Raw genomic sequence first — 15,636 nt, 5'->3', positions numbered from 1 at the left:
GTCAGCTCTCCCGGATCGTCGAACGCGGATCGAGGACGGCCAGCAGCACGTCCACCGTCAGATTCACCAGCAGCACCCCGATGCCGTAGACGAGCACGATCCCCTGCACCAGCGGATAGTCCTTCTGCAGGATCGACTGCGCGATGGTCGAACCGAGCCCTGGCCAGGCGAACACGTTCTCCACCAGCACCGTCCCGGCTACCATCCCGGTCAGGATCAGCCCGCCCATGGTCAGGGTCGCGGTCAGCGCGTTCGGCAGCGCGTGCCGGAGGTAGACCAGCCGTGACGGCAGCCGTTTCGCCCGTGCCGTGCGGATGAAGTCGTTGCCCAGCACGGAAAGCGTCTCCACCCGGACGATGCGGGAGAGTACCGAGGCCGGGCCGAGCGCCAGCGCGACGACCGGGAGCACGAGCGAACCCGCCCCTTCGCTCCCGGCCACCGGGAACCAGCCGAGCTGGACCGCGAAGAACGCGACCAGCGCGACGGCCACCAGGAATTCGGGGATGGCCGCCAGCAGCACCGTCATCGAGGTGAACGCCAGCTCGCCACCCCGCCGCCGCCCGCCGCGGGTCAGCACCGCGAACAGGAGGCCCAGCGGGATCGCCACCGCGATCACCACCGCGAAGGCGGGCAACGCCAGCTGGAGGGTGGCGGGCAGCCGGTCGCCGATCACCTCGGAGACCGGCTGCCCGCTCGTCATCGACGTCCCGAAGTCACCGGTGACCAGGCCGCCGAGGTAGTGGAGGTACTGCTGCCACAACGGATCGTCGAGGCCGAGGGCCGCGCGCCGGGCGTTCACCAGTTCGACCGGCGCGGTCAGGCCGAGCGCCGCCCGGACCGGGTCGCCGGGGATCAGCTGGATCATCAGGAACGCCGTGGTGACCAAGACCCACAGCGAAACCGCGAACCGGCCGAGGCGACGCACGGCGAACGAGAGCCAGGGATTGCCGCGCAACCCGGCCGGGGCGAGCGCGACCGTCATCAGCTGTACATCCGGATCGACGACGGTTCGATCGTGCCGAAGTTGACCTTGAACTTCGCGTTGCTGCCGAACGTCGGGATGACCGAGTTGACGTAGGGCACGACGTCCAGCCGCTCGATGAGCGCCGATTCCGCCGCGAGCCAGGTCGCGCAGCCGGAATCACCCGGCATCTGTGCCGCCTGGGCGGCCTGCGACGTGTACCGCTCGTTCTCGATATGCGCGAAGTTCGTGCCGGCGGGCGGTTTCGGCCCGGAGACGAACGGGCCTGCCTGACTCGGCAGCAGCAAGGTCACCGGCGCGAGCGAGATGTCCCACTCACCGGTGTTGAAGAGCACCTGGCTGGTTCCGGGGCTGTCGAGGCCCTTGAGCGTGACCTCCGCACCGGCGGCCTTCCACGACTGCTGCATCAGTTCGGCGGCCGGCGCCATCGTCGGGCCCAGCTGCGTGCCGTAAATGGCCGTGAGCGCCAGCCGCTTGCCGTCCTTGACCCGCACACCGTCCGCTCCCGGCTTCCAGCCCGCCGTGTCGAGGGCGGATTTGGCCGCGGCGACGTCGAACGCGGGCAGCTTGCCGCTCACCGCGTCGCCGGTGCAGGCCTTGGGTTCGGTGGTGACCATCCCCTGGCTGGGTGCCCCGGAACCGCTGGTGAGCACCTTCCCGATCTGGGCGAGGTCGAGGGCCTGCACGAGCGCGCGGCGGACGTTCTGGTCACCGCCCGCACGGCCGGGTGCCTGGTTGAAGAACATCTCGCCCATCGGCACGACCTGGTCACCGTGGAACAGCTTCTGGGCGCGCAGGCGCTGCTGGTCCTGGCCGACGATCCTGGCGGCGTTCAATTCACCGGACAGCAGCAGGTTCGCCGTGGTCGTCATGTTCGGGACGACCCGGAAGACCACCTTCTCCGGCAGGCCGGGCTGCTCACGCTGCCAGTCACCCGGACCCCACGTGTACTCCTTGCGCCGCGTGAGGGTGTAGTGGTCGTTCGGCACGATTTCGGTCATGGTGAACATGCCGGTGCCGTACTTTCCCTTGGCCAGCGCCGACCGGTCGGTCACGCCCTTGCCGCAGACGATCGGCATCCCGCCCAGGTTGCGCAGCAGGAACGCGTCCGGCGACCCGCTGGTGAGCGTGATCGTCCGCGCCGCGTCGTCGGCAGTCGCCTTGGTCCCCGGCGCGACGGTGAGCCCGGACATCGGGGACTTGTTGGCGGGGTCGCCGACGAAGTTGATGTTCGCCGCGACACCGCTCGCGGTCAGCGGGCTGCCGTCGTCGCAGGTGATCCCGTTCCGCAGGGTGAAGGACGCCGTGGTCGTGGTGGCCTCGAACTTCTCGGCGAGACCCGGGATCGGTTTGCCGGTCTCGTCGAGGTTGACCAGGCTGTCGTACAGGTAGCGGCCCATCTCGAGCGCGACCGCGAGCACGGTCATCGCCGGGTCGAGCGCTCCCGGATCGGTGCCGATCGCCATCGTGAAGGTCTTGCCTTCGGTCAGTTTCTGGTTCGCTGTCCGGTCTTCCCCGGATTGCGACGTCCCCCCGCACGCGCTCACGGTCAAGGCCACCACGCTCGCGATCGCGGCGGTGAGCCGGGCTTTCTTCATGGGGTTCTCCTACTGGGTCACGGTCTGCGCGCGAAGGTGTTCGACGGCGAGGCCGGCAGCCTCACCGATGGCGGAATCGACCGCGGGCAGGCGGTCGGCGAGGGAATCGGCGCGGGTGAACACCGCGACGGCGTAGCGGCGACCGTCCACATGGGTCACCACCCCCGCTTCGTTACGGACGGCGGGCAGGGTTCCGGTCTTCGCCGCGATCGCCACCCCCGCGGGGAAACCGGACGAGATCCGGTGCGGCCAGATCTGCTGGGCCATGATCGCCCGCACGCGTGCGCAGGCGGCCGGGTCGCCCGCGCGGTCGGTCCAGATCGCGTCGAGCAGGCCGGTGATCTCGCGCGGGGTCGACGACGTGGTGCGTTCCGGGTCGAGCACCGCGAGCTTCCACAGCTGCTCCTCGGTGGCCGCGGCGAAGACGGCTTCCAGATCGTCGTCCGGTTTCGCGCCGAGATCGGCGATCACCGAGGCGAAGAGGTCCTCGCAGCAGCCGATCAGCCGGGTCCTGGTGAGTCCGAGGTCGGTGAGGACCTTGTCGACGGCCTCCTGCCCGACCCGGTGGTAGACGAGGTCGGTCGCGGCGTTGTCGCTCATCGTCAGCATGAAATGCGCCAGGTCGCGCCAGCTCATCTCGACGTCGTCCGCGCAACCCGCGGTGCCGATCCCGCCGATCCGGTAGCGCGCGACGACACGGGTCCGCTCGGTTTCGTCGAGCCGCCCGGCGGCCACCTCGCGGGCGAAGGCGACCGCCACGGGGATCTTGAACACCGACGCCAGCACGACGGGATCGTCCGCGCCGACACAGACCTCGGGGCCGTCGGAGACGCCGACCTCGCGCGCGTGCACGAAGCCGCGCGCCCCCGCCTTCGCGAAGACCGCTTCGATCTCCTCGGCGATCGCCGTCACTGACTCACCCGCCGGTCGGCCCGTCCGGTGTGGACGAACAGCGCCCGGCCGTCGCCGTCGTCACCGACGAAGGCGTGCGGCATGTGCAGGCCGAGTCCGTCGTGTTCGACGACCAGGGTGTCGCCCTTGTATCCGAGCAGCCTGGCCTTCTCCGGCCCCGTTCCGAGGTCGGCGAAGATCCCCTTCGGTGTGCGCTCCAGCCACAGGTCGCCGTCCTCGTCCTGGCTGACGACGATGTCCGCCACCTGCGAGGAGTACTCGCCCACGAACCGCGACGGGTCGGCCGGGGCCTCGGCGGCGTTGGGTTCGGGCAGCGCCGGGACCTCGACGCCCGCGAGATCGCCCAGGACCTTCCGGAAGATGTCCAGGTAGAGGTGCATCGGCTTGCCGCCGTTGGTCAGCAGCGCCACCGCGACGTTGCTGCCCGGCACCACCCGCAGGAACGCCGACTGGCCGATGGTTCCGCCGTCGTGGCCGATCACCGGGCCGCCGTCCCAGTCGAAGATCATCCAGCCGAGCCCCCACGCCCCGCCCATCAGGCCGAGGTAGGGCAGTTCGACCTGGCGTTCCCACATGGCGCGGGCGGTCTCCGGCTCGAGGACCTGCGTGCCGTCGTCGGCGCGGCCTTCGTTGAGGTGCATGCGCACGAAGGTCAGCAGGTCGCGCGGGCGCATCGCGAGATGGGAACCGGCCGGGACGTTCGACCGGGTCAGCGCCCAGACGGGCGCGGCCACCGGCTCGTCGTCCGGCGTGGGCTGGACGTGGCCGATCGCGGCACGGAACCGGATCGCGTCATACGGTCCGGTGGCGGCGTGGGTCAGCCCGAGCGGGGCGAACAGGTGGTCGCGCAGGCAGTCGTCGTAGGACTTGCCGCGCAGGACCTCGACGATCCTGCCGAGCACGCAGTAACCGGCGTTGTTGTAGGAGAACATCTCCCCCGGGCCGAAGAGCTGGGGCACGTCGGACAGCGTCGCCACGAGCTTCGCGACACAGTCGTCGCCCTGGCCGGTGTCGGTGAAGATGTCGCCCTCGAAGCCGGAGGTGTGGCACGTCAGCTGCCGCACGGTGACCCGCTTCGCGGCGTCTTCGTCGGAGATGGCGAACTCGGGGAGGTAGTCACGGACGGGCTTGTCGAGGTCCAGCCGTCCTTCGTCGACGAGCTGCATCGCCAGGGTGGTCGTCCACACCTTGGTGATCGAGCCGATCTGGAAAACGGAATCCACAGTGGACTCCACGCCGGTGCCCTTGTTCAGCACGCCGGCCGCGTGGTCGATCACCTCGCCGTTCGCGAAGACCGCGACGGCCGCGCCGGGAACCTGGTGTTCGGCCAGCAGGGCGGGAAGGTTCTGCTCGAGCCAGGCATCGATTTCGGAAAGTTTCGACATGGGCATCCTCGTCCGTGGAAAGGGTGGACCGGCGTTTCCGGAAATGCTAGGACGGTGACGGGCGTCACCGGTTCGTGCGGAACTACGAGAGCGACGGGAAAATTCATCCGGGCGGACGAATCATTCGCCCCCGGCCTCGGGAAGCCTGAGCCATTCGACGGCCTGTGCCGCGGCGAAGCCGATGAACGCGTCCCGCTCCGGCACCCGCGACCGGCCGTCGACGGCGTCGGTGAAAATCCCTACCGCGTAACGGCCCCCATCCGGGTACTCGACCACGCCGACCTCGTTGCGCACCGACGGCAGCGTCCCGGTCTTGCCGCTGACGCGGATCCCGTCGTCCGGGAACCCGGACCGCAGCCGGTGCGGCCACACCTGGAGCTCGAGCCAGCGCCGGACGTCCGCGCACGCGGCGGGCGGGGCGGCCTCGTCACGCCAGATCAGCCCCAGCAGCCGGGTGATCTCTTCGGCGGTGGTCGCGCAGGTGTGCTCCGGTTGCAGTGCGCGCAACGCCCGGATCTGCTCGATCGACAGATCGGACAGCGCTTTCTCGTCGTCCTCGTAGGAGATCCCGAGGTCTTCCCCGATGCCGCCGAGCACCTCCGCGCAGTCCTGCGGGACCGTGGTGTGCTCGAAACCGAGGCGGCGCAACGTTTCTTCTGTGGCTTCCTTACCGACCTTGGCGACGATCAGGTCGGTGGCGACGTTGTCGCTGATCCCGATCATCAAGATCGCGAGGTCGTACCAGGACATCGTGATCTCGTGCCGGAAGGTGGCCAGTCCGTACGGGCTCGGCGTGGGATGACCCGGCGGGACGCTGATCCGCTCGCCGAGGTCGAGCCCGCCGTCGGCGGCCTGCCTCGCCAGCTCCAGCGCGATCGGGACCTTGAAGACCGACGCCGTGACGACGGGAGCGTGTTCATCGACGCCGATCCGCCGGGTGCCGTCGATTTCGGCGGCGTGCAGCCGGACCCGGACCCCTACCTCTTTCGCGCGGGCGTTGATCGTCGCGATGACTTCGGACGCGGTGGACATGAGGCTCCTGTCTACTGAGGACAACTGGGGAAGGTGCCGTGACCGTGGGCGGGCCACGGGCCGAAGACGTGATTCGCGTGATCAGACGGCGAACTCGCGTGATTGGAAGGCGAACTCGCGTGATCAGATGGAACCGGCCCGGTGGCGGGTATCCGGGAGACGGTCGGCTCTCACGGAGCCCCACGGGACCCCGCGCCGGTACTCGCCGGGGAGAAGGTGAACTGCGCGGGGTTCTGCGGAACCCAGAACGCCATCACGGCGGTGAGGAAGGTGGTGCCGATGAGAAACCCGAACGCGGCGGTGTAAGAGAACGTGTCGGCGAGCCAGCCCATCGCCACCGGGGCGACCGCGCCCGCCACCTGACCGCCGAAGTTCATCACGCCCATGCCGATCCCGGTGACCGCCGTGGGCAGCACGCGCAGCGGGAGACCGAAGACGGCCATCGTCGCCATGCCGAACACCGCGAGGGCCAGCGTCTCGTAGACGGTGAACTCCACCGTGCTGTCCGCGTTCACCATCAGTGTCAGCAGCACCACGGTGACCAGTGCGATCGAGCTGAGGTACCAGCGGCCGTGGTCGTGGAAGTACCGGTCGAACAGCCAGCCGCCGAGGATGGTGGTGCCGATGCTGACCAGCATCGGGATCGCGGCCAGGACACCGGTCTGGCTCAGCGACAGGCCCCGCGTTTCCAGCAGGTAGCTGGGAACCCAGGTGATCATCCCGTAGTTCAGCATGTTGGTGACGCAGAACAGCAGGGTGAACTTCCAGACCACAAAGGACTTCAGGACCTGCTTGCGCGAGACTTCGGGCGGCGCCGACTCCGTACGCGGAAGACTGCTCAGCGACTTCGGCAGCGCCTTGGGCAGCATCGTCCAGACGATCACGCCGATGATCGCGCCGATCCCCGCCATCCAGAAGAACGTGTGCCGCCAGCCGAGGGCCATCAGCAGCGGGCCGACGATCAGCGGCGCCAGCCCGGCGCCGATCCCGCCGGCCGACAGCATCACGCCGGTCACCGTCGCGCGGTTGCCCGGGGTGGTCCGTTCCGCGATCGCCTTGAACGAGGCCGCCGGGAAAAGTCCTTGGCACACCCCGAAAAGGCCGCGGACGACCAGCAGCATGCCGAAGGTGCCCGCCATCCCGGTCATCGCGGTGAACGCCGACCAGGCCAGCAGGGTCACCAGCATCGGCCCTCGCGAGCCGTACCGGTCGGCGAGGAAACCCGCCGGGATCTGGCAGACCATATAGACCAGCGCGAACACGGTCACGAGCCAGCCCTGCTGGGTCTTGCTGAGGTCGAACTCGGCGCCGATCATCGGCAGCGCCATCCCGATGGAGAACCGGTCGATGTAGTCGACCGCCCAGGCGAAGACCATCACCACCATGGTGATGAGCGCCGTCCGGTTGATCCGCCGCGCTGTCCAGGTGTCCTCGTTGACCACTGCCGTCATGGCGCCTCCGCGGAAACGTTGGGAGAGAAGGAGAACGACGCGAGCGTGGCGCCGATCACTCATTCTGAAACGCACTCGGCGAGCGGAGTTCGTGCGATCAGACGAACATCCGCCGCCGTTTCGGGCCGGAAGACCAACGTCAGTCTTCGGCGGCGGGCGGGCCGGTCCGCGCGTCGCGGGGCAGCAGCCGCAGTTGCAGCATCGCGGCGAACCGCTCCCCCGCGTCGTCGAGGTCGATCTCGCCGACTTCGGCGAGCCGCCGCAAGCGGTACCGGAAGGTGTTCGGGTGGACGTAGGCCGCGGCGGACGCGGCGCCGATGTCACCGAAGGCGTCCAGCCAGCACCGGAGGGTGTGCACCAGTTGTGACTGGTGCTGGGCGTCGTAGGCGAGCAACCGCGCGACAGGTCCTGTCGCGACGTCGCCCCTCGCCGCGGCGAGATCGGCGAGTTCCAGCATGAGCGCGTCGACATGGACGTCGTCGGACGTCGCGACGCGTTTCGTGCGGGCATTGGTGAGCAGGACGCGCAGCGCCCTGTCGGCACCGTCGCGGGAGGCACGCAGGCCGGAGCCGTCGAGTGCGAGCGGTCCGATGCCGATCGCGGCCGCCGCCCGGCGTCCGGTGCGCTCCAAGAAGGTCGACGCGACCCGCACCGAGCGTTCCTGGCAGTCGTCGTGGCTGCCGGGCATCGGGACGATCCCGTAGGCGACGTCGCCGACGAGAGCGACGGCCGAACGCGGCTGGACGGCGCTGAGGTGCATGGCCAGCGCGTCGGCGACCCGCTGCCGTTCCGCGACCAGGCGGAGGTCGTCCTCCAGCGCGGGCGTGCCGAGCAGGCCCATGGCGAGCACGATCGACGGCTGGCCGAGCAGGCCGAGCCGGGCGATCGCCTCCGGTGCCCCGGTGCCGCCTTCGAGCGCCGTGCTCACCAGGTCCGCGCGCAACCGCCGCTCGACGTCGGCACCCGCGCGCAATCGGAGCATGTGCAACGCGACGAGTTTGGCGGCGTCGATCAGCGCCTGGGTCCGCTCCTCGCTGAGCGGTTCCCGCACCGCCGCCCAGATCGAGCCGAGTATCTCGTCGCCTGCCCGGACGGCGAGTGCCACCCTGGGAAGGACGAGCTCGACTTCGTCGTAGCGCTGCGGGTCGACGTAGACAGGTGTGTGGTCGCGGTACAGCCTGTCGAAGACACCGTCCCGTTCCAGCCCACGGGCGAACCGCTCCGGCACCTGACGGCCGAGGATGGTCTCGACCCGGGAGGGATCCGCTTCGTCCTGGCGCCCGGAGAACGCAAGGATCCGGTTACTGCGATCCTCGATGGTCACCGGCGCGTCCAGCAGCGCGGCGACCGCGTTGGCCAGCGCGAAGAGATCACCCGACGGCATTCCGCCGAGCGTCTGCGGGGAGACCTCGCCGACGTCGCCCTCGGCGAGCAAGGTCCGGAGCATGGCGGCGAGATGGGCCCAGGACGCGCCACGCGCGAGGCCGAGCAGGGCGACCCCGGACGAGTCCGCCGCGCGTTTGAGTTCCGGCGTCGGGGTGACGGGAGAGCGGACGACGAGCGCCGCCGCGCCTCGCGCACCCACGTCGTGCAGAAGGCGGACGACCTCGTCCTGCTCCCGCACCCCGACGCCGAGCACGACGGCGAACGCGGGAAATTCGGATTCGTCGTGCGGATCGTGGATGACCACCCCGCCGAGCTGCTTGCGGGTGGTCCGGCCGACCGCGATCGGCTCCAGGAGCACGTCCCCGAGGTCTTCGAGGACGCGCCCCAAACTCGTGTGCGGCTTGCTGGGCACCGGTGTCAGCACCCCCCGAAGTTAAACCCGGTTTCGCCGAACCGATTGGTTCGTCTCGACCAAATCTAACCCCGGAATTCGTAGCGCGCTACGAACCGATCCACGCTTTCTCCGTGGTGACCTCGTCCAGCAGGTCGGGAATCGGAGTCACGCCGAGGCCCGGCCCGGTCGGCACCGGCAGATGACCGGCGTCCAGCACGAACGGTTCGGTGATGTCCGTGCGGTAGAACCGGCCGGATGCCGAGGTGTCACCCGGCAGCGTGAAGCCGGGCAGCGAGGCGAGCGCGACGTTGGCCGCCCGCCCGAGACCGGTCTCGATCATCCCACCGCACCACACCGCGACCCCGTGCGCCGCGCAGACGTCGTGCACCCGGCGGGCCTCGAGGTAGCCGCCGACGCGGCCCGGTTTGATGTTGACGATCTGGCAGGCGCCGAGCTTGATCGCGTCCGCCGCCGCCCTCGCGGAGACGATCGACTCGTCGAGGCAGATCGGCGTCCGGATGCGTTTGGCCAGTTCGGCGTGGCCGAGCACGTCCTCCTCCTCGAGCGGCTGCTCGATCAGCAGGAGGTCGAACGGGTCGAGCCGGGAGAGCAGCGGCGCGTCGCCGAGGGTGTACGCGGTGTTCGCGTCGACCTGCAGCAGCACGTCGTCACCGAAGCGCTCCCGCACCTGGCGCACGGGCTCGACGTCCCAACCGGGTTCGATCTTCAGCTTGATCCGGACATAGCCCTCGTCGAGGTAGCCGCCGACGACGTCGAGCAGCTGCGGGATCGAGTCCATGATGCCGACCGAGACCCCGCAGGCCACGGAGTCGCGAGTGGACCCGAGCTCGGCCGCGAAGGACCGGTCGTGCGCGCGGAGTTCGGCGTCGAGGACCGCCATCTCCAGCGCGGCCTTCGCCATCCGGTGGCCCTTGAACTTCGCCAGCAGCGGGGTCACCTTGTACGCGGTCAAGTCCCCCGCGGCCAGCAGGGCCGGGATCAGGTGATTCCGCAGTACGTGTTCGGCGGCGTCGTTGTACTCCGAGGAGTAGAGCGGCGCCTCCATCGCCACGCATTCGCCCCAGCCCTCGCCCGCCGGGGTCACCGCGCGGACGAGCAGGAGTTCCCGTTCGGCCTGCGTTCCGAACGACGTCCGGAACGGGGCCACGAGCGGCATCCGGACCCGGCGCAGTTCCACACCGCTGAGTTTCACGACTGCTCCTTCGAGATCACGTACCAGCCGGCACGATCGAAACCGGCGACTCGGGCGTTGTCCGCCATCAGTCCGCCGAGGACTTCGCGCAGGGCGACACGCCACGCGTTGCCGCGACCGGGATCGGTGCGGCGTAACCGTTCGATATCCGAGGGGACCGCGACGAGCACTGTCGGCGTGTCGGCGGATCCGATGCTCGGGCCGCCGTCGGAGTCGACCGACAGGGCCTTCGCCGCGTCGAGCGCTCCCGCGTCGATCAGGACGGGTTCACCGAAGGCCGCGGCGCGGACGTCCGGGCTCGTCAGGTCCCAGCCGACCATCAGCCGGTCGGTGTCGCCCGAGCCGTTGATGCTGTCCTCCATCGGACCGTAGAAGTCGGGCAGGTACCCGATCGGGTGCGCGCCGAGTTTCCCCAGGTTGAAATAGGCGTTGCGCCGCACCAGCGGGTCGAAGGTCCAGGTGATCATCGAGACGTCCTGAAGCAGCGCCCAGCCGCGCTGGTGCAGTTTGAGGGCTTGACCGATCCCCCGACCCGCGCCGGCATCGGCCACCCCGGCGATATGACTGTGCAGACTGGCCTTTCCCGGATTCCCGAAGAAACCGAAACAGGCCCCCAGCAGTTCGCCGCCCTCGAAAGCGCCCGCGACGTAGTTCCCGGCCGAGGACATCGCACGGAGCAGTTCCGTGCTCACCGGCCGGGCGCCGGGCGCGGACTTCCAGATCGACTCGAACAGGCCGACCACCGCGGCCAGATCGGCGATTTCGGTGAGTTCGCGGATTTCGACGCCCGAAGCCACGGCCGCGGCACGAGCGGCGGCGACGGCTTCGTCGCGCACCTCCGCCGACGCGAGGCTTTCCGTATTCGTCGCAAGATTCGTCACGGGACAATCCTTTCCCGGCTCGGCCGCCGAGTCACCGTCGTGCCGTACCAGATTCGCCCGCGGGATTCGTCGCGCCGGACGGACCCCGCTTCGCGAGGACATTTTCCACCAGCGCGGCCAGCAAAGCGGTGCGCGGGGACAATTCCGCGACGAGGACGTGTTCGTGATCCGCGTGCGCCCCGCCACCGACGGCACCGAGGCCGTCCAAGGTGGGAACTCCCATCCCCGCGGTGTAATTGCCGTCCGAGGCACCGCCGACCGACGCGGAAGTGAGCTCGCCGAGGCCGAGTCCACCCGACAATTCCCGCGCCAGCTCGAACAATCCCGCCGACGAACCCTCTTCGAGTGCCGGCCGGTTGATCCCGCCCGTCACCCGGACTTCCGCGTCCTTCAGGACCGGACGGAGGCCCCGCATGGCCTTGTCGACGCGGAGTTGCTCGGCCTCGTTCCACACGCGGACGTCGACGGCCACGCTCGCGGCCGCGGGAACGGTGTTGACCGTCGTTCCCGCCGAGACGACGGTGGGGGTCACGCTGGTCCCGGCCGCCGGATCGGCGATCGCGGCGATCGCAAGGATCTGGTGCGCGATCTCGATCCCCGCGTTGATCCCCTTCTCCGGTTCGAGCCCGGCGTGCGCGGCCCGGCCGAGCACCTCGACGCGGTAGTGGGAAACGCCTTTGCGTCGGCATTTCAGCGCGCCGCCGTCGGCCGAAGCCTCCAGCACGAACGCCGCGTCGCAGCCTGCCGCCGTTTCCTCGATCAGCGCGCGGGAAGACGGCGAGCCGATCTCCTCGTCGCCGGTGACCAGAATGGACAGTCCGTCTCGATCGGGGACGACCGCGGCGGCGTGCAGCGCCATCACGACCCCGGCCTTCATGTCGAAGCAGCCGGGACCGCGCAACACGCCGTCCCGCACGGAGAACGGGTGCGTCTCGAGCGAACCGTGGGGCCACACCGTGTCATGGTGACCGAGGAGCAGCACGCGAGACGGTCCGTCGCCGAATCGCCAGCGCAGGTGGGTGACACCGTCGACGACGATCCGCTCCGGCTCCGCGCCGAGCAGCCTCACGCCGATTCCGGCCACCACTTCGGCGCTGCGGGCCACGGCTTCGTGATCCGACGACGGGGATTCGCAGCGGACGAGCGTCTCGATGTCGGCGAGCAGGTCGCTCATCGCGGCTCACCCCGCAGCGGCTTGCCGGGGAACGCGTCGGTGCGCAGGTTCCCGTCGGTGACCACGGGAACACCCGAGACGAACAGATGCCGGACGCCGACCGAAGGCCTCGTCGAGTCGAAGTAGGTCGCCGCGTCGGTGATGGTCTCCGGGTCGATGACGACGATGTCGGCGTCGGCGCCCACGTTGAGCCTTCCCTTGGCCAGTGCCCCGGGGGCGACCTCGTCGAGCACGCGCGCCGGCAGGTACGAGCAGCGCCGGAACGCCTCCAGCCAGGTCCAGGCGCGGCTCTCGCGCACCATCAGGCGCAACGTCTTGGAGTAGGTCCCGGAGGTGCGCGGATGTGTCGCGCCGCCGGGCGGCAACGGCCATTCGGTGCTCTCGCTGGTCCCGTTCTTCCAGTAGACGGGCAGGGCGTCACTGGCGACGATGGCGTCGGGGAACGCGAGCGCCTGGTGCAGCAGGCCGAGGTCGTGTGGGCTGCTCTCGTCGAGGAACTCGAGGATGCACGGCGCGCCCGGGTCCTCGGCGCGGACCTGGAGCAGGCGGCCCGCGTCGGCGATGCGCTCCCCCGACTCCAGCATGATCACACTGGACGGGGAAAGCCCCTTCATCTTGAGGCGCTCGGGTGACAGGAAGGCGGCGCCGATCGCCGTGCTGCCCGCCCCGTACGGATAGGCCTCGACGGTCACCCGCGACCCGGCCACGCGACCCGCTTCGAGCGCCGAGAGCACTCGCTCGATCTGGTGACCGGACGTGCTGTTCACGTGGCAGTGGTGCATCGCGGCACCGGTCTCGGCCGCGACGATCGCGATCTCCGCGGAACCGTCGACGGGCGTCTCCGGATTCACCTCGACCAGCTCGCGGACGTGGGTGTAGGTCGGCGCCCCCGCCTCCTTCGCGAGACGGGCCAGCGCGAGGAATTCGTTGGGGTCGGTGTCGGGCGCGTAACCGAGGAGAACACCGACGCCGAGCGCGCCCGCGGCCAGCTCACCGTCCACAAGGGACAGCCAGGCCGCCAGCTCCTTCGGTGACGAAGACCTTTGCCAGGCCGGGTTTCCGAGCACCGCGAGCCCACTGTCGATATTCGCGTCCGGCTCGATCCCGGCGAGCACCTGCGCCCGCGCGGCACCCCAGGAAGCGGAGAACCCGTAGTGCAGCGGACGTCCCGCCGCGGCGGCCTCGGCGTACGCCCGCTCGATCGGCATCAGACCGGCTTCGAGGTCGAGCGCGGTCGTCACCCCGTCCATCGCCTGCAGCCGCTGGCCCGCGATGGTGTGCACGTGGCTGTGCAGGTCGATGAAACCCGGTCCCACGACGAGCCCGGAGACGTCGATCTCCACGTCGCCCGGCTCCGCGGTCAAACCCTCCCCGACGGCGGTGACCACGCCGCCGGATACCAGCACGTCGGCCGTACCGTCGAACCCCGTCGCCGGATCGACGACACGACCGCCACGCAAGAGTGTCCGCATACTTCGCCTCCTAGGATCGCCTCGTTCATGGCGACCCTAGGAGGTTTCGCGGACCGTCCGTTCGTACCGCGCGACGAATCCGGGCCCCTCGGTCCATCCGCCCGCACGAACCGGTCGCGAGTGCCGTTTCGGGGTTGTGGCGGTCCCTTCCCCAGTACGTGAAGGGCCCCTTGCCTACCCTGAAGGTAGTGAAGGAGGCCTTCACGGCTTTCGTCTGACTTGCGTGAGGACGGTGGTTGCGCGGGTCCATCCGGTCGCGGACTGGTGGCAGGCAACTCGAGTGCCCAGATCCCTGAGCGACGAGACCGAGCGTGAAGGGCCCCTTCCTGTACCTAGGCGCAAGCAAGGGGGCCTTCATGTACCTCAGGCAAGACGCCACCGGGGCGCGGACCCGGGGGAAGCTACCGGTTCCGGTGTTCCGCGATGATCTCCGCGTACCGGTGCCCGCTCGCCTTGACCGTCCGGACCTGCGTGTCGTAGTCGACCCGGACGAGCCCGAACCGTTTGCTCAGCCCGCTGTCCCATTCGAAGTTGTCGAGCAACGACCACGCGAAGTAGCCCTTCACCGGAGCGCCGGCTTCGGCGGCCCCGGCCACCGCGCCCAGGTGTTCTTCCAGGTAGGCGATGCGGTCGGCGTCGTCGATGGAACCGTCCTCGGCGACCTTGTCGTCGAAGGCGGCTCCGCTCTCGGTCACGTAGATGGCGCGGGCGCCGTACTCGTTGGCGAGCCGGTGGATCAGATCCGCCAGCCCCTGCCCGTGGATCTCCCAGCCCATCGCGGTGGTGGCGGCGCCCTCGACGGGCACCTGCCGGGCACGGGGCGCGGGGCCGTTCGGGTCGTCCTCGACGATCTGGCGGAAGTAGTAGTTCAGGCCGTGATAGCCGACAGGGGTGGAGATCACCTCGAGGTCGTCCCCGATCACGGGAGGCTCGACGCCGTAGACCTCGATCATGTCCGCCGGGTAGCCGCGTCCGTTCGACGGGTCGAGCCACCAGCGGTTGACGTGACCGTCCATCCGGGCCGCGGCCTCGACGTCCTCGGTGGAGTCCGAAGCGGGCTCGATGCCGCTGAGGTTGACCACCAGGCCGACGTTGGCGGGCTCGGCGGCGTTCGCGGTGATCGCCTGCACCCCGAGGCCGTGCGCGAGCAGGAGGTGGTGGGAGGCGTGGATGGCCTGCTTGAGGTCCTTGATCCCGGGGGCGAAGCGCCCTTCGAGGTAGCCGAGCCAGGCGGAGCACAGCGGCTCGTTGACGGTGTTCCAGTCCTTGACCCGGTCACCGAGCCGGGCCGCGACGACGGCCGCGTACTCGGCGTAGGCATAAGCCGTGTCGCGTTCCGGCCACCCACCCTTCAGCGCCGAGGGCAGGTCCCAGTGGAACAGCGTGGCAAACGGCCGGATTCCGGCTTCGAGCAGTGCGTCGACAAGCCGGTCGTAGAAGTCCAGGCCCGCCGCGTTCACCTCGCCTCGTCCGGTGGGGATCACCCGCGGCCACGCGACAGAGAAGCGGTAGGCGTCGAGACCCAGCCGCTTCATGATGTCCAGATCCTCCGGCCAGCGCCGGTAGTGATCGCAAGCGACGTCGGCGGTGTCGCCGTTCACGACGGCACCCGGGACCCGGACGAAGTCGTCCCAGATGGACGGGAGGCGGCCGTCGACGTCGACGGCGCCCTCGACCTGGTACGAGGCGGTGGCCGCACCCCACAGGAAATCGGCGGGCAGGTGCAGATTCAAGGCAGACCTCTCTTCGGCGATGC

Annotated in this window: 12 protein-coding genes; all 12 read right to left on the bottom strand. The window is 69.5% G+C overall.

Going from position 1 to position 15,636, the window contains the following annotated elements; all coding sequences use genetic code 11:
- Nucleotide 1: 1 nt before the first annotated feature.
- Nucleotides 2-982, bottom strand: a complete 981-nt coding sequence (locus tag HDA45_RS38900; protein WP_184904043.1) for an ABC transporter permease — start codon at nt 980-982, stop codon at nt 2-4.
- A complete protein-coding gene (locus HDA45_RS38895; protein ID WP_184904041.1) occupies nt 982-2,580 on the bottom strand; it encodes an ABC transporter substrate-binding protein in 1,599 nt (532 codons plus the stop codon). Before HDA45_RS38895 ends, HDA45_RS38900 begins: the two co-directional genes overlap by 1 nt.
- A gap of 9 nt (nt 2,581-2,589) precedes the next feature.
- Nucleotides 2,590-3,492, bottom strand: coding sequence for a serine hydrolase (locus HDA45_RS38890; protein WP_184904039.1), 903 nt, complete (start codon nt 3,490-3,492; stop codon nt 2,590-2,592).
- Nucleotides 3,489-4,877: a serine hydrolase domain-containing protein gene (locus HDA45_RS38885; RefSeq protein ID WP_184904037.1), complete on the bottom strand. Its 1,389-nt coding sequence runs from the start codon at nt 4,875-4,877 to the stop codon at nt 3,489-3,491. The genes HDA45_RS38890 and HDA45_RS38885 overlap by 4 nt, the downstream gene beginning before the upstream one ends.
- A gap of 120 nt (nt 4,878-4,997) precedes the next feature.
- Nucleotides 4,998-5,909, bottom strand: coding sequence for a serine hydrolase (locus HDA45_RS38880; protein ID WP_184904035.1), 912 nt, complete (start codon nt 5,907-5,909; stop codon nt 4,998-5,000).
- 170 nt (nt 5,910-6,079) lie between these two features.
- Nucleotides 6,080-7,360, bottom strand: a complete 1,281-nt coding sequence (locus HDA45_RS38875; RefSeq protein WP_184904033.1) for an MFS transporter — start codon at nt 7,358-7,360, stop codon at nt 6,080-6,082.
- 139 nt (nt 7,361-7,499) lie between these two features.
- Nucleotides 7,500-9,170 carry a helix-turn-helix domain-containing protein gene (locus HDA45_RS38870; protein ID WP_184904030.1) on the bottom strand — a complete coding sequence of 557 codons (1,671 nt, stop codon included), beginning with the start codon at nt 9,168-9,170 and terminating at the stop codon, nt 7,500-7,502.
- Between the two features lie 76 nt (nt 9,171-9,246).
- The gene (gene menC, locus HDA45_RS38865) at nt 9,247-10,353 is read right to left on the bottom strand and encodes an o-succinylbenzoate synthase (protein ID WP_184904028.1); all 1,107 of its coding nucleotides are present in this window, start codon (nt 10,351-10,353) and stop codon (nt 9,247-9,249) included.
- Nucleotides 10,350-11,234: a GNAT family N-acetyltransferase gene (locus HDA45_RS38860; protein ID WP_184904026.1), complete on the bottom strand. Its 885-nt coding sequence runs from the start codon at nt 11,232-11,234 to the stop codon at nt 10,350-10,352. The genes menC and HDA45_RS38860 overlap by 4 nt, the downstream gene beginning before the upstream one ends.
- Nucleotides 11,235-11,265: 31 nt before the next feature.
- Nucleotides 11,266-12,408 carry a M20 family metallopeptidase gene (locus HDA45_RS38855; RefSeq protein ID WP_184904024.1) on the bottom strand — a complete coding sequence of 381 codons (1,143 nt, stop codon included), beginning with the start codon at nt 12,406-12,408 and terminating at the stop codon, nt 11,266-11,268.
- Entirely contained in the window at nt 12,405-13,880 is a 1,476-nt protein-coding gene (locus HDA45_RS38850; RefSeq protein ID WP_184904022.1) for an amidohydrolase family protein, read from the bottom strand. Before HDA45_RS38850 ends, HDA45_RS38855 begins: the two co-directional genes overlap by 4 nt.
- Before the next feature lie 401 nt (nt 13,881-14,281).
- Nucleotides 14,282-15,613: a GH1 family beta-glucosidase gene (locus tag HDA45_RS38845; RefSeq protein WP_184904020.1), complete on the bottom strand. Its 1,332-nt coding sequence runs from the start codon at nt 15,611-15,613 to the stop codon at nt 14,282-14,284.
- Nucleotides 15,614-15,636: the final 23 nt, after the last annotated feature.

This window comes from Amycolatopsis umgeniensis (assembly GCF_014205155.1).
In the GTDB taxonomy this organism is placed as follows: domain Bacteria; phylum Actinomycetota; class Actinomycetes; order Mycobacteriales; family Pseudonocardiaceae; genus Amycolatopsis; species Amycolatopsis umgeniensis.
This window is presented reverse-complemented; position numbering and strand designations above follow the sequence as displayed.